The organism is Thermogemmatispora sp. (assembly GCF_019683755.1).
Lineage (GTDB): Bacteria > Chloroflexota > Ktedonobacteria > Ktedonobacterales > Ktedonobacteraceae > Thermogemmatispora.
In genome coordinates this window covers 1-19755 of sequence record NZ_JADGHT010000047.1, presented here as the reverse complement: position 1 = coordinate 19755, position 19755 = coordinate 1, and the positions used below count along the sequence as shown (strand labels likewise).

Annotated in this window: 18 protein-coding genes and 1 tRNA gene; 12 read left to right on the top strand and 7 right to left on the bottom strand. The window is 60.2% G+C overall.

The genetic code is table 11. From position 1 onward, the window contains the following. Positions 1 to 89 precede the first annotated feature (89 nt). From IRZ24_RS05500 to bcp, 7 genes are all read left to right on the top strand, one after another. Positions 90 to 392, top strand: coding sequence for a secondary thiamine-phosphate synthase enzyme YjbQ (locus IRZ24_RS05500; protein ID WP_366914240.1), 303 nt, complete (start codon positions 90 to 92; stop codon positions 390 to 392). A gap of 231 nt (positions 393 to 623) precedes the next feature. Beyond that, on the top strand, positions 624 to 2339 hold the full coding sequence (gene nadB / locus IRZ24_RS05495) for an L-aspartate oxidase (RefSeq protein WP_297160996.1): 1716 nt from the start codon (positions 624 to 626) through the stop codon (positions 2337 to 2339). Beyond that, positions 2332 to 3174 (top strand): carboxylating nicotinate-nucleotide diphosphorylase, encoded by an 843-nt coding sequence (nadC, locus tag IRZ24_RS05490; protein WP_297160994.1) that lies wholly within the window; start codon positions 2332 to 2334, stop codon positions 3172 to 3174. Before nadB ends, nadC begins: the two co-directional genes overlap by 8 nt. A gap of 68 nt (positions 3175 to 3242) precedes the next feature. Further along, complete coding sequence (gene nadA / locus IRZ24_RS05485; RefSeq protein ID WP_297160993.1) at positions 3243 to 4427, top strand: quinolinate synthase NadA; 1185 nt, start codon at positions 3243 to 3245, stop codon at positions 4425 to 4427. Between the two features lie 363 nt (positions 4428 to 4790). After that, positions 4791 to 5483 (top strand): TMEM175 family protein, encoded by a 693-nt coding sequence (locus IRZ24_RS05480; protein WP_297160991.1) that lies wholly within the window; start codon positions 4791 to 4793, stop codon positions 5481 to 5483. A 145-nt stretch (positions 5484 to 5628) separates the two neighbouring features. Continuing rightward, entirely contained in the window at positions 5629 to 6621 is a 993-nt protein-coding gene (locus IRZ24_RS05475) for an amidohydrolase family protein (RefSeq protein WP_297160989.1), read from the top strand. Positions 6622 to 6790: 169 nt separating this feature from the next. Further along, positions 6791 to 7300: a thioredoxin-dependent thiol peroxidase gene (gene bcp, locus IRZ24_RS05470; protein WP_297160987.1), complete on the top strand. Its 510-nt coding sequence runs from the start codon at positions 6791 to 6793 to the stop codon at positions 7298 to 7300. A gap of 116 nt (positions 7301 to 7416) precedes the next feature. On the opposite strand, the gene IRZ24_RS05465 is transcribed toward bcp, so the two are convergent. Next, positions 7417 to 8250, bottom strand: coding sequence for a hypothetical protein (locus IRZ24_RS05465; RefSeq protein WP_297160985.1), 834 nt, complete (start codon positions 8248 to 8250; stop codon positions 7417 to 7419). Between the two features lie 674 nt (positions 8251 to 8924). Between IRZ24_RS05465 and IRZ24_RS05460 the strand changes: the two genes are divergently transcribed. Beyond that, on the top strand, positions 8925 to 9554 hold the full coding sequence (locus IRZ24_RS05460; protein ID WP_297160983.1) for a hypothetical protein: 630 nt from the start codon (positions 8925 to 8927) through the stop codon (positions 9552 to 9554). Positions 9555 to 9675: 121 nt separating this feature from the next. Continuing rightward, positions 9676 to 10230: an acyl-CoA thioesterase gene (locus IRZ24_RS05455; RefSeq protein ID WP_297160980.1), complete on the top strand. Its 555-nt coding sequence runs from the start codon at positions 9676 to 9678 to the stop codon at positions 10228 to 10230. A gap of 44 nt (positions 10231 to 10274) precedes the next feature. On the opposite strand, the gene IRZ24_RS05450 is transcribed toward IRZ24_RS05455, so the two are convergent. Then, positions 10275 to 11639, bottom strand: a complete 1365-nt coding sequence (locus tag IRZ24_RS05450; RefSeq protein ID WP_297160978.1) for an MFS transporter — start codon at positions 11637 to 11639, stop codon at positions 10275 to 10277. Continuing rightward, on the bottom strand, positions 11623 to 11931 hold the full coding sequence (locus tag IRZ24_RS05445) for a hypothetical protein (RefSeq protein WP_297160976.1): 309 nt from the start codon (positions 11929 to 11931) through the stop codon (positions 11623 to 11625). Before IRZ24_RS05445 ends, IRZ24_RS05450 begins: the two co-directional genes overlap by 17 nt. Positions 11932 to 11978: 47 nt before the next feature. Between IRZ24_RS05445 and IRZ24_RS05440 the strand changes: the two genes are divergently transcribed. Continuing rightward, positions 11979 to 12833: an SDR family oxidoreductase gene (locus IRZ24_RS05440; RefSeq protein WP_297160974.1), complete on the top strand. Its 855-nt coding sequence runs from the start codon at positions 11979 to 11981 to the stop codon at positions 12831 to 12833. Positions 12834 to 12926: 93 nt separating this feature from the next. Here IRZ24_RS05440 and IRZ24_RS05435 read toward each other — a convergent pair whose 3' ends face one another. The 3 genes from IRZ24_RS05435 to IRZ24_RS05425 form a co-directional block, all read right to left on the bottom strand. Then, positions 12927 to 15038 carry a hypothetical protein gene (locus IRZ24_RS05435; protein ID WP_297160972.1) on the bottom strand — a complete coding sequence of 704 codons (2112 nt, stop codon included), beginning with the start codon at positions 15036 to 15038 and terminating at the stop codon, positions 12927 to 12929. Between the two features lie 297 nt (positions 15039 to 15335). Then, positions 15336 to 15431: transfer RNA gene (locus tag IRZ24_RS05430), tRNA-Sec, on the bottom strand. Between the two features lie 183 nt (positions 15432 to 15614). Next, positions 15615 to 16286, bottom strand: a complete 672-nt coding sequence (locus tag IRZ24_RS05425) for an HAD family phosphatase (RefSeq protein WP_297160970.1) — start codon at positions 16284 to 16286, stop codon at positions 15615 to 15617. 209 nt (positions 16287 to 16495) lie between these two features. Here IRZ24_RS05425 and IRZ24_RS05420 point away from each other — a divergent pair, with 209 nt between their 5' ends. Next, positions 16496 to 17848 carry a phenylacetate--CoA ligase family protein gene (locus tag IRZ24_RS05420; RefSeq protein WP_297160968.1) on the top strand — a complete coding sequence of 451 codons (1353 nt, stop codon included), beginning with the start codon at positions 16496 to 16498 and terminating at the stop codon, positions 17846 to 17848. A 219-nt stretch (positions 17849 to 18067) separates the two neighbouring features. On the opposite strand, the gene IRZ24_RS05415 is transcribed toward IRZ24_RS05420, so the two are convergent. Beyond that, positions 18068 to 18967 carry a type II CAAX endopeptidase family protein gene (locus tag IRZ24_RS05415; RefSeq protein ID WP_297160966.1) on the bottom strand — a complete coding sequence of 300 codons (900 nt, stop codon included), beginning with the start codon at positions 18965 to 18967 and terminating at the stop codon, positions 18068 to 18070. Positions 18968 to 19501: 534 nt separating this feature from the next. On the opposite strand from IRZ24_RS05415, the gene IRZ24_RS05410 reads away from it, so the two are divergent. Further along, on the top strand, positions 19502 to 19755 hold a 254-nt coding region (locus tag IRZ24_RS05410), incomplete at its 3' end, for a hypothetical protein (RefSeq protein ID WP_297160964.1).

Below are 19755 nucleotides of genomic sequence, written 5' to 3'. Positions count from 1 at the left end.
CGTGATCGCTGTACTCAGTTACGGCTGAGTGGGCTGCCGTCAACCAGCCCTGAAGCCCGGGCCGACAAGGCTGCGGGCAAGCCACCGGCTTGATCCCGGGGCCGTTGATGCATTTGACGGCCAGTGTCATCATCCAGGACGAGGAGTCGGGCCTCTGGCGCGACATCATGGAGTGGGCCGAGCAGGTCGCTCCCGAACGGCCTGATTATCACCACCATCGCACCGGTGAGGATAACGGCGACGCCCATCTCAAGAATCTCTTGATGCATCTGCAGGTTGTCATCCCTATCACGCGCGGGCGCTTCGACGCCGGTCCCTGGCAGCGCCTCTTTTACGTGGAGTTCGATGGTCAGCGCGATAAGCGCGTCATTGTCAAGGTGATCGGCGAATAGCCAGGCTTCTTCTTCACATCCCACAGGGGAATTTGTCTGGGCTGGGGCCAGATCACAAGCGCCCTCGCGCTTTCGGCGCGGCGCTTCCCCGGCCCCTTGTTTTCTGGACACTTGGCTGGTATACTTGTTAGCAACACGGTTGGTGTACTTGATACACCTTTTTCTTTTTTGAGGCCAGTTAGTGTAAAACTTACACTTAATGGCTGCGGACCGAAACAAGAAGGGACCATCATGGCGAGCTGCCAGAGATACGATGTTGCCATTGTCGGCGCTGGCATCGCCGGCCTGACTGTCGCTCTCAGCCTGCCGCCGGACTGGCGCGTAGCCCTTCTGACCAAGGGGCGATTGGGGGAGAGCAACACGCGTTATGCGCAAGGAGGTCTGGCGGCGGCACTGGGGCCGGACGATGATCCCGCCCTCCATTACGCGGACACCCTGGCGGCGGGAGCAGGCCTCTGTGATGCCGAGGCGGTGCGTCTCCTCGTCGAAGAGGCGCCGGCAGCCGTGCGCTGGCTGATTGAATTGGGCGTCCGTTTCGATCGCGCGACACCTGGAACGAGCGCCGCGGCTGCCACTGCTGACGGTCTGCTCCTGGGTCAGGAAGCGGCGCATTGCCGACGGCGCATTCTCCACGCAGGTGGCGACGCCACGGGAGCCGAAATAGAGCGGGCTTTGCTAGCGGCTCTTACAGCGCGCCCGCACATCGCCATCTACAGCGAGACAGCGGTCTGTGCTCTGCTTGTTGACGAGGCGGCGGGCTGTTGCGGCTTGCAAGCTCTTGATCAGCAGGGACAGCCCTTTGTGATTGAAGCGCGCTCCGTTGTCCTGGCCTGTGGCGGGGCTGGCAGCCTTTGGGCTTATAGCTCCAACCCGGCAGGAGCCACCGCCGATGGCCTGGCCCTGGCTTGGCGCGCCGGGGCCGCCTTAGCCGACCTGGAGTTTATCCAGTTTCATCCGACTGTGCTCAAGGTTAACGGCGCTGCACACCTCATCTCGGAGGCTGTACGTGGCGAGGGGGCCTATCTACGCAACCACGCCGGTGAGCGCTTTATGCTCCGCTACCATCCCCTGGCCGAGCTGGCTCCGCGTGACGTGGTGGCGCGCGCTATCCTGAGCGAGATGTTGGCCGAGGGCACAGATTGCCAATACCTTGACCTGACCCATCTTCCCGATGAGCAGATGTACGCTCGCTTCCCCAGCATTGCCGCCCTCTGTCGTCGCTACGGCCTGGACCTGGCCCATGACCTCTTACCCGTTGCGCCGGCGGCCCATTATTGCATGGGCGGCATTCTGGTTGATCAGCAGGGGTGCAGTACGCTGCCGCATCTGTATGCCGTCGGCGAAGTGGCCTGCACCGGTGTGCATGGAGCCAATCGCCTTGCCAGTAACTCTTTGCTCGAAGGACTGGTCTTTGGGCGCCGCCTGGCTGCCGTGCTTCGCGGCGAGGCCCCGGCTCATGCTCCTCGAGCTGCCGGGCGACAATACCGTGAGCTGAGGCTCTCGTTGACCACCACTCAAGCCACCGCTTGGCCGTTGCCACCGGATTGGGTTGGGCCGGAGGAGCTGGCGCGCGCGCTCCAGCGCGAGCTGCGAGACCTGATGTGGCGCTCGGTCTCACTCTATCGTGATGAGGATGGCTTGCGTGAGGCCTGGCATCAGCTTGAGCAGCTGCGGGCCCGCTTTGCTGGGGCGGCCCGACCGCGCGCCCCGCGTCAACCGGTTGGGCGCTGTTGGTTGGAGACGCTGAACATGCTTGATAGCGCCGCCCTTATCGTACAAGCTGCCCTGGAGCGACGCGAAAGCCGAGGCAGCCACTGGCGCCGCGACTATCCCCAACCTGATCCCTCGCTGGCTGGCGTCAGTCTCGTCTTGCGACCCGCTTTGCAGTCCACGACCGAAGGCGCTAGAAAGGTTGCCTTGCAGCCCAAAGGAAGACCGTATGTCTGAACTCCCGCTTGACCTGATCAGACAGGCCCTGATCGAAGATGGAGCCTATCGTGATCTCACCACCCTCTGTACAGTGCCCGCCGAGGCCCAGGCCGAGGCCATCCTACTGGCGCGGCGCGAGGGCGTCATCGCTGGCCTCGCGCTCTCGCTGGTCGCTTTCCGCTTGCTTGACGAGCGAGTCCAGTGCGAAGCGCGCGTTCAAGATGGGGAAGCCGTTGTCGCCAATCAAGTGCTGGCTACTCTCAGTGGGCCGGCGCGGGCCTTGCTGAGTGCCGAGCGCGTTGCCCTGAACTTTCTCGGCCACCTCTCCGGCATTGCCACCCTGACAGCACGCTGTGTTCGCGCCGTGGCCGGAACCGGTGTGCGTATCCTTGACACGCGCAAAACCACCCCCGGCTTGCGGGCCCTCGAAAAGGAGGCGGTGCGTCTGGGAGGCGGCCACAATCATCGCTTTGGCCTCAGCGATGGCATCCTGATCAAGGACAACCATATCAAAGCCGCAGGCGGCCTGGCGGCTGCCATTGCGGCTGTGCGCCGCCAGGTGCCGCACCTGCTCAAGATCGAAGTTGAATGCGAGACACTTGAGGAAGTGCGTGCCGCTGTAGAGGCCGGGGCCGACGTGATCCTGCTTGACAACATGGATCTGGAGCAACTGCGTCAGGCTGTGGCCCTTGTTCGCGCCACGGCGCCCCGTGTCCTGCTGGAAGCTTCGGGGGGCATTGGCCCTGATCCAGAGCGGCTGGCCGCCGTGGCCGCCACCGGAGTCGACTTCATCTCTCTCGGGGCGCTGACTCACTCTGCTCCCAGTCTTGATGTCGCTCTGGAATTTCTCTAGCCGCTGCCTCTCCCTGCAGTGCTGCAGGAGAGGGTCAAAGGAAGCCAAAGGAAGGAGGAGCTGATCCTATGGCTCTGCGAGTAGCTTGTGAAACCAGCCAGGAGAGCCGCATTCTGCCCTTGCTGCATCCGGCAGCGCGCGATCAGTATGCGCATGGGGGACGTGCCGATCAGATTCCGCGCCGCTATGCTGAGATGGACGGGGCCGAGCTGGATCGGCGCATCAGCCAGGCCAAGGCTGCTCTCGGTCGGCGCCTGCTGATCCTGGGTCACCACTATCAGCGCGATGAGATCATTAAGTATGCCGACCTGCGCGGCGACTCCTTCAAGCTCGCCCAGCAGGCGGCAGCGCGGCCCGAGGCTGACTACATCGTCTTCTGCGGCGTCCACTTTATGGCTGAGAGTGCCGATATCCTCAGTGCTCCTCATCAGATCGTCATTCTGCCCAATCCGACCGCGGGCTGCTCTATGGCCGACATGGCCAGTATCGCCGAGGTCGAAGAATGCTGGGAGACCCTTAATGAGGTACTGGGAGCTGATGCTGGCCTCGTGCCAGTCACCTATATTAATTCGGCGGCCAGTCTCAAGGCCTTCTGCGGCGAGCGTGGCGGGATCGTCTGTACCTCCAGTAACGCCCGCAAGGTTATGGAGTGGGCCTTTAGTCGCGGGCGGCGCCTGCTTTTCTTCCCCGATGAACACCTTGGGCGCAATACTGGCCTCGCCTTTGGCATTCCCGAGGAGGAGATGATTGTCTGGAATCCTAAGAACCCCCAGGAGACGCTTGACGATGAGGAGCGACTGCGACGCGCGCGCTTGATTCTCTGGAAGGGCTACTGTTCGACTCACATGCGTTTCACGGTGGAGCAGATTGCCAAAGCGCGCGCTGCCTATCCCGACATCACGGTCATTGTGCATCCTGAATGCCGGCGCGAGGTTGTCGCAGCCGCCGACCTCTACGGCTCAACCGAGTATATCATTCAGCAGATCGAGCAGGCCCCAGCGGGCAGCAAGTGGGCTGTGGGAACCGAAATTAACCTGGTCCATCGCCTGGCTCAGGAACATCCTGATAAACTCATCTTCTGCCTTGATCCGATCGTCTGTCCCTGCTCGACGATGTATCGTATCCATCCAGCCTACCTGGCTTGGGTCCTGGAGGCGCTTGTCGAAGGCCAGATTGTCAACCAGGTGAAGGTAGCGCCCGAGGTGGCTCACTGGGCGCGTGTGGCCCTCGATCGTATGCTAGCCCTCAAGTAGGGGGCAGCTACGCTACGGCTATCCCCCTCGTCTGCTGAGCGGTCGCACTGCTGAAAGCGTGCAGATGTTGACCTGCACGCTTTCAGCAGTGCGCGTGCTGCCCGCCTGGGAGACTGCTCTCCGTCGCTTCTTCATTTGTCCGCTTATCTGCTTGCCGCTTTGCTCTCCTGACTCAGGGATGCTCTTCTCTTGCCAAAGGGTTCTGCCTGCTGTTATGCTAGAGAAGCAACAAGACCAGCATTGGCTTTCTTGAGATGCCTACGCTGCTCAATATCCTACCCTGGCGACTGGGAACAGAGGCGCCCTTGCCGGCGCAGTGAAGGTCACGGCGAATGAGTGTCGCAAACGCAGGAGCGTTCTCTCATGAAGGTGAGCAATATTATGAGCAGGAGACATCACGAGCCTGGCGATCGCCTGGCCAGCAAAGAGCGTCTAAGCGGATTAAGCGATGGAGTCCTGGCGGTCTCCATGACCCTACTCGTGCTTGATATCCGCCTGCCAGACGGTTTGAATGCGGCAACCTTTACCACAGCCTTTTTCAACCTGCTGCCGCGCTTCTTAATTTATATTGTAACGTTTGCCTTGTGCTCCTCCTACTGGTACGGTCAACATCGCTTAATGGATCGCATGCGAGTAGTCGATGGTGGCTTTTCTGCCCTGTGTTTGCTTTTTCTTTTTTTTATTACCCTGTTGCCGATGGTAATGAGCACCTTCGGGCGTTATCCAACTGTTCCGCTCGCCGTCATGCTCTATGCGTTTGATCTGGCTTGTTGTGGCCTGTCGCTGGTCTTGTTGACGTGGTACGCTGTCTTTCACCGGGGGCTGCTGGAACGAGAGATTGGTTATCAGGTATGGGAACATGCACTCTATTATGGCCTGCCCACCTCGCTGCTACTGTTGTGCTCCCTGCTAGCGCTGCTTTTCTCAGACCAAGTGCTTCCGGTGATAGGTGGCTGGTCGCTGATCCCAGGAGTGATCGGCCTGGGGCGGCTCATCAGGCGCTGGCGGCTTCTGCGCCTCGGCAAGAGGCCGGGCTTATCTGACCAGCCGGAGTGAGACGTGAGGAAGGATGCGACTCGGCCTTGTATGGCCAGGAAAGCCACCTCTGGAAGGTCAGCGCTATGATCAAAAGAGAGAGTTCAGGTAGGAATCTGCCGGTCTCTCTAGTAGCGATAATGCTTGATATGTCAAAATGAGTTTTATGAGAATTATTGCTATTGAAGAGCATTTTCAGATCGCCGAAATCAATCGCGCTGTAGCGAAGTGGCTTCCTGCGCGGGGTGGCTTTCGTCCTGTGGGCTATCGTCAGCCTGAGAGCGAGCTAGAGGACCTTGGAGCGGGGCGGCTACGCGCTATGGATAGTATGGGCGTCGATATGCAGGTCCTTTCTTATACCACGGTAGCCCTCCCTGCGCTTCCAGCGGCAGAAGCCGTCTCCATCATCCAGGAGATCAACGATCGATTGGCTGCCGCGATCCAGGCCCATCCCGAGCGTTTGGCCGGCTTCGCTACCCTGCCCCTGACCGCTCCCGAGGCGGCGGCGCGCGAACTAGAACGGACGGTCTCCAGACTGGGTTTCAAAGGGGCCATGATCAACGGGCGGGTCGAAGGCCTTTTCCTAGATGACCCTCGCTTCCGCCCTGTGCTAGAGGCGGCCGAGGCCCTTGATGTGCCCATCTATCTGCACCCGGCCCCGCCTCCTGACTCCGTGATCGATGCCTGCTACGCCGGTCTGCCGCCCAACGTCACCACTGTCTTCGCTACTGCTGGCTGGGGTTGGCATCTGGAAACCGGCATTCACGCCTTGCATCTGATCCTGGCCGGCCTCTTCGATCGTCATCCGCGCCTGAAAATGATCCTTGGCCACTGGGGCGAGATGATCCCCTTCTATCTGGGGCGTGTTAACCAGACGCTGACGCCGGTGGCCACTCACCTGCAGCGTCCCGTCGCTGACTATTTCTTGGAACATTTCTACGTTACTCCCAGCGGCATGTTTACCCTGCCGCCCTTGCTGCTGACGCTGCAGATCATGGGGGCCGATCATATTCTCTACGCCGTCGACTATCCCTATATCCAAGACAGACAGGCGCGGGCCTTTCTTGAGCAGGCTCCGCTCAGCCCTGCAGATCGTGAGAAGATTGCTCACGGCAATGCTGAGCGCCTGCTCAAGCTGAAAAGCGCTGCCCAGGCCTAGACAGGCAGAGCGCTTCTAGCCAGCCCGCAGAGCAAACAGGGTAAGGAACCTTGTCATCGCCACATGGCGGTGATACTGTGTAAGCAGCGCTATAGGCGCCGACCCTGCGCTACACTGCCTACTAGCAAGTGCGCAGGGCAGCATCTTCTTGCCAAGGAAAGGATCAGCGATGAGCGAAACGATAGAACGTGTGATTCTGGAAGAGGGCCAGCCCGCTCCCGATTTCACCTTGCCCGTCGTGGGGGGCGATGAGACGACGGGCGATCAGTTACATCTGGCCGACCTGCGCGGGCGTGTGGTTGTGCTCTACTTTTATCCACGGGACAATACCCCTGGGTGCACGACGGAGGCCTGTAACTTCCGCGATATGCACCCCGAGTTTCGCCGGCGCGGCATCGCCGTGTTGGGTGTCAGTGCCGATGAAGTCGACTCGCACCGCGACTTTGCCGAGAAATATCACTTGCCTTTCCCCTTGCTGGCTGATGTAGGGGCCACAGTGGCGCGTCAGTACGGCGCCTACGGTGAAAAGACTCTCTACGGGCGCAAGTATCTTGGCGTCCAGCGTATGACCTTCCTCATCGACCGCGACGGGGTCATACGTAAGGTGTGGCGCAGCGTCAAACCTGATGGGCATGCTCAGGAAGTGCTGCAGGCTATCGAACAGCTACAGCTCGCCTAACGCGCCCGAGGGAGGAGCAACTGTCTGCCGGGCCTGAGTAGAACCCTGCAAGCTGCATAGGTTGTGCTTGCCCGGCTAGGCGTGCTCCTCCTGCCCCCGATGGAAGTCGGCGGGGACTACGAGCTCTGTTCCGAAGCGCTGCGCAACTGAAGCTGGCGCTCAATGCGCTGCAGTGTGCGCATGTCACGCAGGCCTTCGACCACGAAGATCAGCCGCTCACAGAGCACGCTGCCGTGGAGACTGATGTCCCGTAGCGAGGAAACAAAGCCCCAGAGGAGCAGGAACCAGCGCTGACTGACGCTGTCAGCGGCCCGCTCCGGCGTAGCCATGCTCGGCTGGCAGGAGCCTGCTGCGGCTGCCAGGCCTGTCAGGAGGTCGCGCTGCAGACGCGCAAGATGACAGCGAAAGTAGCGCTGCCGGCGCCACAGACGCCGGGCCTCCTGGGTGTCCCAGCCAGCCAGGACCTCCGTGGTCGCCTTCGTCAAGGCGCTGGCTTGCTGACCAAGCAGCGTAATACGCTCAAAAAGAGCGGCGACGGGCAGCGGAGCCAGTGCGCTGCGCTGGGGCTGGAGGCTCAGCGTTGGCCCAGCACTGGCCTGGAGCCAGAGCAACAAACGCGCTAGCTCACGCGCCTCGTCGGCAAGCTGCAAGAGAGTCGCCACAAGGAGTGGCAAAGAGCAGGCCAGGCGTTGTCGGCTCTCACTGGGGACGAAATTCCCATCTGGTGCGATCAGCAAGCGATAGGCCTTGTCTTCAATGCTGTACCCCAGAGCGCTCAGTCGCGGATCGCTCTGCAAAAGAGCGCTCGCCAGGGCAAGATCAATGGTGGCAAGCGCTGTCAGCGCCAGCCTGAGCCGCTCGCTGGCGAGCCTGCCCAACTGAACGAGGCTTATCCATAGCGCTTCAACCGTTGACAGCGAATAGGAGTGATCTATTTCAGTCATCGTCATGTCATGAACCGCCTGTGAATGTCTTTGGCAAAGAGCCACGCCGGCGGGGTCAGGTCACCCTGGCTGACCGTCTGCTGGCGCTGGGCGGAACATGGCCAGCCGCGATCAGCTACGACCGGCGGTCGATGCCACTGACAGAGACAATAGTCTGCGATCTTCTCAGCAACGGCACAGAAAGCCTTTCCTTTCTCTCGCTTGCAGCACAAGACAACGGCTATGCCGGCCCGGCCCGATCGGGGGTAGCTGGCGAACACAACGCCAGAGAAGGAGGCTCAGCATCAGATGGACACCCGTTACAATCCTCTTCTGCAGGGAGAAGAAGACAAAACGCAGCGCAGCAGACAAGTCTCTAGCTGATTGAGGGTGAGCGAACAGGTAGCAGGTGGGCGTGAGGATACTCGCTCCCCAGCCGCGAGCAGGAAGGCCCACAAGAGGGGAGAGCAGCCCCAAAAAATCAAAGAGAAGGGCGTTATCATCGGCGTAGAGCGGGAAGGCGGCGCCAATTGTGGCGGATGGCGAGCAAAGACACCAGGCAAAGCCACAATTGGACCATGCGCCTGGCCTGAGCTGATAAAGACTGCTATAATAGGCGGCGCATCCAATCAGACCGCTTCCAGACTGTCTCCACGCCGATCATCAGCGGCCAACGAACTCAAAGGGAGGGCTGCCCAGCGATGAAACAGGCTGTGAAACTCCTGTTCATAGGAGTAAGTCTTTCGCTCGCGCTGGCGAGTATCTTGAGCGCCTGCAATCTCTTTGGAGGGACCGCAGGCACCCCAACGCCTACACCGACAACCAAACCGTCCGCGGTGGCTAGAACGAATCCGAGCGGCAACCTGGTCAGTTATCGCGGTGAAGGCTACCTGATCGGCTATCCTCAAGGCTGGAAAGTTGACACCAGCAAACCGGGTTTTGTCACCTTCTCTGATCCCGAAGGGATAGCCTATCTCTCGGTACATGTCCAGGCTAATCCCAATGGTCTTATCTCGGCTCAGGATCAAGTCACGGTTGGTCTGCAACTCTTCCGCTCGCAGGTCACTCACTATCAGCCAGTGAGCGTGGCCCCGACTACCACTGTGGCTGGCGAGCGCTGGAGCCAGGGGGCGGCCACCGGTGACCTGCGTGTCCAGGGTCAACCCAACCCGGTGCCAGCCAAAATCGTGGTCCTGGCCGACAATCATCCAGCGAACTCACCCCAAACACGTGGCTTTACCATTGCCTACGCTACTGCCCAGCAGGTCTTTGATCTCGCTGATGAGGGAGAATTTCAGCCAATGCTTCAATCCTTCACCTTCACGAGTTGAACTGAAGGTGAGGCAAGGCGAGGAATACAGACAGCGCGGACAGACTCCCACCTCTGAGCAGTGGCCTTGGAAGACTATCAGCGGTTAACATTATCAAGAGAAGACGGAGCGAAAGGAGCATATGGAGCTGTTCGATAAGGCTAAAGAACGAGCAAGCTCAGCGCCAGAGATCGACAGGAGCCAGGGGCACACCATTGCCTACTCACGAACCACCAGCAGCCGCCTCATGGGAGTCCTCGACGCCAACGCTAACGGCAATGTCCACGGCGGCGTCATTATGCGCATGGTTGATGAGGCGGCGGCGGTGGTTGCCATTAAGCATTCGCATCGCAACGTCGTGACTGCGCGTGTGGAACGCTTTGACTTTCTTGCACCTGCCTATCTAGGAGATGTTGTTTCGGTACACTGTGAACTGCAGTATGTGGGGCGCACCAGTATGGAGGTGGGTGTGCGCGTCACGGCAGAGGACCCCCTGACCGGCGAGGTACGGCACGTAGCCAGCAGCCGCGTCATTTATGTGGCACTGGACGAGCACGGTAAACCCACGCCGGTCCCCCCGCTTGTTCCTGGCGATGAGGAGGAGCGTGCCATTATCGAGCGTGCTCGCCTGCGCCGTCAACGCATGCAGAAACTCGAAGAGGAGCTAGCAAAGCTAGAGGCAGGCAGCCCTGAATAAGGGGGAGGAAGGGCAAGAGAGAAGAAAAGAGAAGAGAAAGGATTTTACGGGTCAGGGGCCTTGGCCTGACTTGCCTGATCTGTGGACGACGCCAGCGGCGATGTCGCTGATTCCGTTGGCTCGTCCAGAAAATGGACATTGTGCATGAGCAGGCGCACGACCATGCTCCCTAGCAGGACGAGGCTGCCGATGCCGCACAAGAAGGTATCCACAGGGCCAAATGTCAGGCCGAGCACTGTGCCGTGGAAATCGTGCAGCACAGTGCTCACCAAGGCCCCGGCCAGGGCCGCGCTCAGCACCGAGGCCAGGCTACCAGCCGGTGTGAGTACCGCTGTCACCCGTCCCACAAACTCACGGGCTGTCAGCCGCAACACCAACGGCTCGACGGCCACATTGACGGCGATCCAGGTTGCACCCACCAGCCAGATCAAGACGAAGGCGGGGCCGCTGCTCGTCATGCGGGCCAGCAGCAAAGTAGTCAACCCCAACGCCAAGGTCGCTCCCCAGAGTAGACGCCTTAGCCCAAGGCGGTTAGCGATCAAGCCGGCGAGCAAGGCCCCAGCGATAGCCCCCAGGCCGAGCACTGTACCCAGAGGGCCGTAAAGATTGGGCTGGGCATGCAGGTTATCGGTGACAAAAAAGATAGCCAGGGCATTCAAGGCACCAAAGGCACTCATGCTTAAAAGGCTGGCCAGCAGCACTGCCAGTAGTCCGCGATTACCGATCAGGACCTGCAAGCCAGCACGGAAGTCCTGGCCAAAGCTGATATGACCCCTCTCTTGGGGCTTCTCCACAGGAACGCGAATCAGGGCAATCGTCAGAAACGAGACGGCAAAAGAGAGGGCGTCGGCGATCACTGCCCACTGGATGCCGAAGTTAAACACCAGCAGAGAACCGATGGCAGGCCCTACAATGACGGAGAGGCCCATCGTGGCCTGACTCAGGCTGGTAGCCCGCGCCAGATCCTCCGGGCCAACAATATCGCCGATCAGTGCCAAGCGCGCAGGGTTGAAGAACTGACCGCAGCTTTGGTCTAGGAGCACTACGATATAGACCGCGCCGAGCCGCCAGCCAAGCGGTGGCTCCAGGCTCCCGAAGAAAGGCAGGGTCGGAGAAAGAAGCCAGGCCAGACAACCGGTTAAAGCCATGCGCAGGCCATCGGTGCGCAGCATGGTCAGTTGCCGCGACCAGCGATCGACGAAGACACCGGCTAGAGGGCCAATGAGTGCTACTGGCACATATTCAGCGATAAAGACGCCACTGACGGCCACTGGAGCCCAGGAGCGCCCTCGTCCCAGATCATTAGCCATCCAGAGTACCAGCGCTGCCCCCAAGATCACATCGCCCAGGTTGGAAATAGCCTGGCCGAGCCAGAGCAGCGCGAAGTTACGGTTAATCAGGACTTTCATCTATGATCATGGTAGTCACGCTGACCGTGCTGCCAGGGAACGATGCTCTTGAAATGCCCCCGCACGCCAGCGCTACTATTAAGAGTGGGATCACTTCCGCCGGCGCCAGACGCGGCGAGAGCTGTTTGCTCCCTACGCCGACAGCGGCGCGACAGCGCGGGCGCCCTCGCTGCTGCTCCTCCTCTGCCTGCCGATCCCCTCTACAGCGTGTCACAGCGAGAGTGGCGCTGTCAAGGTGAGCTGCGCTCTCAGGCCGGCGGAGCAAGTGGTAGGAGACAGCGAGGTGGGCCAATAGCGCTTTGCTTTTGTGGAAAGCGAACACGGACAGGAGGATTTCTGTTGGCATATCACTATCGTGGCAAGACAGCTTTAATTACAGGGGCGTCATCCGGTATTGGCCTTGCATTTGCGCAAGCTCTGGCGGCGCGCGGCATGCACCTCATCCTTGTAGCGCGTTCTGAGGAACGTCTGCGGCAGCTAGCCAAGGAATTAAGGGAGCGACATGCTGTCCGGGCCGAAGTCATAGCGACTGATCTCAGCCGTGAGGGGGCAGCAACCCAGATAGCCAGCGTCGTGCAAGAGCGAGGTCTCAGCGTAGATCTCCTCATCAACAACGCCGGCTTCGGCACCTACGGTCCCTTTGTCGAGCAGTCAGCCGCGCGCGAGCATCAAGAGATCATGCTCAACGTCACCGCGCTCGTCGATCTCACGCATGCCCTGCTCCCCTCGATGCTGGCCCGAGGGGAAGGAGCGATCATCAATCTAGCCTCGCTGGCAGCTTTTCTGCCCATTCCTCATATGGCCGTCTATGCCGCTACCAAAGCCTTTGTTCTCTCTTTCAGTCAGGCCCTGTGGGCCGAATATCGACGCCAAGGGCTACGTGTGCTGGCTGTCTGCCCTGGCCCTGTTGCGACTAACTTTTTTGCCGTCATGGGTACCTCACAGGAGGGGATGCCTGGCCTGATCCTTTCCCCGGAGCAGGTTGTCACAGCCAGCTTGCGTGCCCTGGAGCGAGGGCGTAGCCAGGTTGTCCCTGGTCTGCTTAACAAGCTGATGGCCTTCAGCACGCGTCTGGTCCCGCGGACGCTAGGGGCGCGTGTTGCTGCAAGCTTCCTGCCCCGTCGCTCACGGCCTGGTCAGCCCGCAGCGAGTGGTAGCCCTCTCCCCTCAGCTCCGGAGCCGGGGCCACGCTAAGTCAGGGCCAGTCGTATGCCGGCCTGGCGTGGCTAAAGCGCCGGGGATGGCCTGGGCTGCTAGCCCCCATCCCTGGCGCACCTGTACAATGCCTTACTCACTTCCCACCGGTGAAGGCGCCTGCTCCGACGGAGCGGCCTGTGGTGTGGCGCTGACTACAGCGACCTGGGGTCCAGATGAGGGGCGCCGAGGCAGATGAGGCAAGCGTCCCCGTCGATAGAGCTGCCATCCAATCAGCCAGAGGAGCAGCGCCAGCAGGCCAAAACCCGAGAGGGCCGCGCCGCGCAGCACGGAGGCAGGCCGGTAGAGATAGCTGAGCGTATGCGTGCCTGGCCCGATGCGGATCGCTGGCATCAAGCCCCCAAAGCTCTGCACAGGGACACGTTGCCCGTCAAGGATGGCGATCCAGCCCGGGTAAGCTGTCGTGGCCACCACCAGGTAACCACCTGTCGCCCCGGTGACGCGGAAGCTCTGCTCATCATCCTGCAAGCGGAGCAACTGGATCGTTGCCGGCAGGCGCTGATAGTGGGTCAGGCTGGGCGGCTGACCATCAGGTCCAGGGCGGAGCAAATAAGCTGGCCCAGCGTCAAGACTGTTGCGGTAGAGAAAGGTTCCGTCGATCTCACGGAGGAGCAGCAGATGGCTATCGTGTAGCGGGCGCTTCGAAACCAGCACCGTCACATGGAGCAGACCAAGCAGGCGCGGGTCAGGCCGCACCTTGGGGCCATCGTAAGGAATCCGCTGCTGATAGCCGGTACCATAATAGCCGCCGGCGCGATCCATATACTGAACGTAGGCGCCAATGAGCAATGGATCAGCGCCATCGGCTAGACGTAGCCCTAGCTGGGCAGCGGTCAACTGGGGAATATTTTCCTGGAGACCATAGACGCGCCCTGTGCCAGCCAATTGCTGAGCGGCCAGAGCGACCCGTGAGGGCGTCGTGATCTGGCCCACCGAGCCGACCTGCGAGTAGTCTTGATCGAGCAGCACCAGATGAGTTGCGACCAGGGCTAGCAGACTCACCCCCACGGCCAGGCTAGCGAGCCGGCTGAGCCGCTGGAGCGGCTGCGTCAGGCCACTAGCTCCCAGACCAGCTAGCAGGGCGATGCCCAGCAGACCCAAAAACCAGATCCGCGCCAGACCGCGGAAGCGGTCGAAGTCGGGCAAAAAGTGCTGCACCACATGGTAGACCTTCGATGCCTGCCCCATCGCCAGACTGGCTACTACGACCACGCCCAGGGCCAGCAGCCAGGCTTTGCGCACGCGGCTGGCGATGCCAAAGATGGCGAGGCAGAGCACGCTCAGTCCTGGGCTGATCATGCCTTCCCACGTCAACCAGCCGGGCGGCGGCTCATTGACCAGGGCATGGAGAAACTGCGTCAGGCTAATCTGATCCTTGGGGTGCAAAGCATAGGCGCGCGTCGAGTAGCGCATCAGTTCCAGCAGCGGCAGAAGATGAATGGCAGCCAGAGCCACGCCGAGGCCACAGGCCACGAGCAGACAACCGGCAGAGAGGAGAGCCGAGCGCCAGCCGCTCCGCCAGGCATGCTGCCATAGGAACCAAAGCGAAACGGTGACCAGCATCAGCAGGCCATAGTAGGCCATCTGCGGATGACCAGCCAGCAGCGTCATTGCCACACACATACCTAGAGCCGGACCCCAGCGCAGCGGCTGGCGAACGGTCGCCCAGCCGGCCAGTGCTAGCCAGGGATACCAGCAGACCGTTTGCATAATCGTCACATGCCCGGCCCCCAGGTGACTGATCAGACGCGGCGTCGCCATATAGCTCACTGCCGCCACCAGCGCTGGCCAGCGTGGTAAGCCAAGCACACGACGCGCCAAGAGCAAGGTTCCTAGCCCTGCCCACAAGAAATGCAGCGTCATCAAGATGAAAAAGTAGTTTCTCAGCGAGAAGAAATGCACTAATTGAGTCGGTGGATAGAACAGGGCCGCCAGAGGATCAGCTCCCAGGGGCAGACCACCGCCGAAATAAGGATTCCACAGAGGCAGACGGTGAGCCTGTGCAACGATCCGCTGTAGCTCCAGAGCCATCGGCCAATGACTTACCACAAGATCGCTGCCAGGCCAGGCGGCCACCAGTTGATCGCTGTCCACTGGAGCAGGCCATTGCATTCCCAAGGCCACCAGCACCAATAGAAGCACCTGACCGAGGCCGAGCAGCCAGCCTTGTTGCCGTGGCCCCAATCTCTTTATGCCCCCAGGCGCTCGCCGCAGATGCTGCAAGGATAGTTGAAGAGAGTACATAACTTTCGAGGCCTTTCTTCTCTCAGTCATTGCTTTTCTTAGAGAAGACGATAAGAAAGGGGTAAATGTTCCTCCGCAGGATTCAAAACGACCTGGAAAGGGAGTGACATCAGAAAATAACAAAACTGGCTAGGGGAGGAGAGCAGAAGGTGTGGGCCAGGCCTGCTCTCGTACGGCGCCCACGGTTGAGGGACAGCTCTGCGCGCATAAAACAGTGCAGGGCAAAGCGATAAAGAACAGAGGTGTATGGGAGTCGAACCCACCAGGGACCGCGCGCAGCGACCCCCCAACCGTTTTGAAGACGGCGAGGCCCACCGGGACCCCTACACCTCCATAGCCGAAGACTGGCAGGGATGGCGGGAGAGATCAGGCGACTTTCTCCCCTATCCCGCCTGAGAGTATAGCCCATCCCTGTATCCTCTGCAAGTCTACCTTGCCCCGGCTAAAGAACGGCAAGAGTCAGCAGACTGACAAGGAGGGCAGCCAGCCGACGGGGTGATCCAAAGAGGAAGCTCCTCAAGAGGTGGGAAGCAGGCTCCGCAGGCGTTCAACATTCACCTCTGTCAAGGAGCGTACCACCAGATCGGCTTCGTGCAGAGCCTCTGGCTCCCGTGTTGTAGCGACTGCCAGGCAGCGCATGCCAGCGGCATGGGCTGCCTCGATTCCGGCTACGGCATCCTCGATCACCAGACAGGCCGTGGGTGGTACCTGTAGCGCGGCGGCGGCCTTCAGAAAGATATCTGGGGCTGGCTTACCACGCTCCACCATTTCCCCTGAAATCAGCGCCTGGAGGTAGCGCTGCAGTCCCAATAGCTCACTAATGAGAGCGATATTCTCCGGTGGTGTTGACGAGGCCAGGGCCTGAGCGATCCCAGCCTCATGCAGAGCTGCCAGCAACTCCAACGCTCCTGGCAGTGCCAGACCCTCTGGATTTTGGCGTAGGATCTCACGAAAATAGGCTTCTTTGCGCTCCGAGAGGACCCGCACGCGCTCAGGGGGCATCTCGCCCCAAAGCAAGGGGATAATGCGATCGTTGCGCATTCCAAAAGTCGCGCGGAAATCCTCCTCACTCAGTGTCCACCCTTCCTCATGAGCTAGGCGCTGCCAGGCCTGGAAGTGAGCCTGTGCACTGTCGATAATTACTCCGTCCAGGTCCCAGATCACAGCCTGAAGGCCCTCTTCAGCCATAGAACGAATCCAGCTCCTTCCTCACATAGAAGCGATAGAATAAGGGGGAAAACAGCAGTGCCTGCGCGCAAGGCGCGCAGCTTTCCCCCTTGGTCTTCCGCCAGACATGATACCATATCACCTGGCCCGCCCGTCCAGGTGGGCCAAGGCTCTCGCTCACATAGACGCCCGCAGAGAGCAATGATAGAATAGTGGCGGAGGTGCTGCCCATGAGCGATCGGAAATATTTCAATGAAGAGATCGAAACCCTGCCCCGCGAGCGCTTGCGCGCGCTCCAGTTAGAGCGCCTAAAAGCTGTTGTCGCTCGTGCCTATAGAGAAAATGCTTTCTATCATCATCTTTATGATGAAGCTGGAGTCAAGCCTGAAGATATTAAAAGTCTAGAAGATATTCAAAAGCTGCCCTTTCTTGAAAAGAAGACCGTACGTGCTGCCTACCCCTACGGTCTGGCAATGGTCTCGCCCGGGGGAGAACGTGGGGCCTTAGAGGTCCACGCTACCAGCGGCACTACGGGCAAGAGTGTACCGGTTTTTGCGACCCGGCGCGATCTACAGAACTGGGCTGAGCTAAACGCCCGTGAGCTATGGATGGTTGGGCTGCGGCCTGGTGACATCCTCTTGAACTGTTACGGCTATGGGCTGCCGACTGGTGGCTTTGGCTTTCACTATGGGGCCCTGGAGATGGGTGTGATGGTCATCCCGATGGGTTCGGACGCGCGCCAGTACGAACGAATTTTTGAATTCATCACGGATTTCGGCGTTACGGCCATGTGTATGACCCCCTCTGTTGGTCTGTATCTGGGGCGCAAGGCGCGCGAACTGGGGATCGACTTCTCCCGCACCAAGCTGCGGATTGGCCTCTTTGGAGCCGAGCCCTGGCCTTGGGAAACACGTTTGAAGCTAGAGGAGTATTTTCACATCACGGCCTACGACGAATTCGGTATGACCGAGTTTCTCGGGCCGGGCATGACCTGCGAATGCGAGCAGCGCAACGGCATGCACGCCTGGGCCGATGCCTTCCTGGTCGAATGTATCGATCCTGAGACTGGCGAATGGGTAGAGGAGGGCCAGGAAGGAGAACTCGTCTGGACCTGGCTCACGGGCGAGGGCACGGCCATGATCCGCTACCGCAGCCGTGATCTCTCGCGCCTCTGGTGGGAAGAGCGCTGCGCCTGCGGGCGCACCCATCCGAAAATCGGAGCCATCAAGGGGAGAACGGACGACGCGGTCTCCATTCGCGGTCTCCTGGTCTTTCCCAGCCAGGTGGAGGCGGCTCTCCTGCGCTTCCCCGAGACTGGTACGAACTTCCGCATCATTGTCGATCGCCGCGATGGGCTGGACACCTTCTTACTCAAGGTTGAGGTCAAGGAGCGGCAACTGCTGGAGCAGAGCGAGCGCTGCCAAGAACTGGCGCGAGCGATGGCGGAGGCGGTCAAATCGGTCACTGGCAATACACCCAAGGTCGAGTTAGTCCCCCCTGACAGCCTGCCACGTGCTACCGGTGGCGAGTCAAAGACCGCCAGCGCCCGAGTAGAAGACCGCCGCAAGCTGCATCCTGCCTGATGCCTGACAGGGCGAGGCGCCAGCCAGGCGCGAAGGCGGCCTCGGCCTCCAGCGCCTGATTTCCCGAGCTGTCCTGTGGCCTGGCCTGGGCCAGTGGGAGTGGAGGGCTAAGGCCCAGGCCAAGGGGTGGTATTGCTCTCTTCAGAGCTGATGAGCAGGGGGCGGCCTCGCTCTTGATCCCAGCTCCCTGCCTGGGGGGTAGCTGTTGCCATGCACGGGTTAATGCAGCCGGCCCAGCATATAGAGCAGGATGACCATGGCACTGATCCCATTATTGAGCATGTGTAGAAGCAAGCCGGGATAGATGGAACCGCTCCACCAGCGCAAGATGGCCAGGAGTAAGCCGATCACGATCAAGACAGGCAGGGAACCAAGATCGGCGTGAGCCAGTCCAAAGACCAGGGCGCTTACCACGATGGCCCAGCCGGTAGCCAGGCCACGGCGTAAACCGGGCAGAACAAAGCCGCGAAAGAAAATCTCCTCACAGAGGGGAGCCACAAGGACCGCCAGCACTAGGAGAGCCACAGTGGTCAGAGGAGCCAGACGACTGCTTTCCAAGATCACTTGATCGTTGGTCTGCAATGGCAGATGGAGGCCCTCAAGCAGCGCCGAGTAGAGACTGTTGACTACATAGAGCAGGGCCAGAAAAGCGATCACGAGCCAAACAAAGAGCGGATGAAAGCGGCGCAAGCCCAAGGCATGCAGTACCGCGCCGACAGGGATATGTTTCCTTCTGGCCACCGATGGCGCAAGGCGAGAAGTGGCCTCGCCGCTCCTTTCGGTCACAAGAGGCTCTGCAGGCTGTGACTCAGCCTGGCGACGCAAGGCTCGGCGAGCGAAGAAAAGAGCGACCAGTAAAAAGGCGCCCTCCACAATCATAGTCGAGAGAAGGGCTGTCAAGGCCCCCTCCAGATCCTGTTGCAGCGAAAGCGGCGTCTTGGGTGCCGGCAAGCGGCTTCCCTGGAGCTGGCTGCCGAGCGCAAGCAGCAGCCAGGGTACCAGAGGAATGAGCAGCGCAAGCCAGGTCTCGCGAAATGACCAGGGAGCGGGCGCCTCCTCTGCCTTCAGGGGGGGACGGCCTGGCAAGGGCCTCCCTTCAGAATGCGATGGTGAACTCACCAGATCCTCCCAGCTAGGTCGGAGTTGCATAGCGATCAAAAAGTCGAAGGCCAGGAGCGCCAGCCGGCACTTACCCAGGCTGCCATCCTGCTGGGCCTGGCCAGGCTGTGCTCATGCCATTGGTGACAGGCATGCTGGCCTCCGGGCCAGTATAGCGGATGCCTGCCCCCTTCTGCAAGCAGCGCTGTCAGTATGTTAGCCATGCAAAAGGGATAATGATATATATTTTAGAATTATACAAGTATAAAAAGATTGATGTCCTCTTTGCCTAATCTTTTGCGCATCATCAACTTGACAAGGCAGCCCTTTGCGCAGTAGGATGAGACCACTAGACCGGAGAGGAAAAAGCTGGCCAGAGGGAGCAGCCACCTCAGCTGTGGCAGGTTTTGGAAAAGCTTCCTCCTCATGAAGCGTCCGAGTGGAGGTGAGGCTCACCCCTCGTCGGCAAGGTGGTAGAATGTCTGTCGCGTGCTTTCCCGAGGTCAAGCTCATTCGTCGGCAGAAACGTCTTCATTGAGAGGAAGGAAGGGATTCTTGGCAGGTACACTTGACTGCAATCCAGCCAACAGTCCAAACTGGCGCAAGCACCGTAACGGTTGTCCATTCTACCGCGAACGCTGGTTCCCTGACAGCGATATAGAAGCGGGCGAGCCCCTCTATCAGGTCTTCTGCCTGAAAGGCACCCCTCCGCTCACGCTGGAAGAGCAGAATCGCTGCTTACGCAGCAAAACATGCTGCTGGCGCCTAGCGGAGAGGGCGGAAAAGAAAGAAGCCGTCAAAGGGAAGGG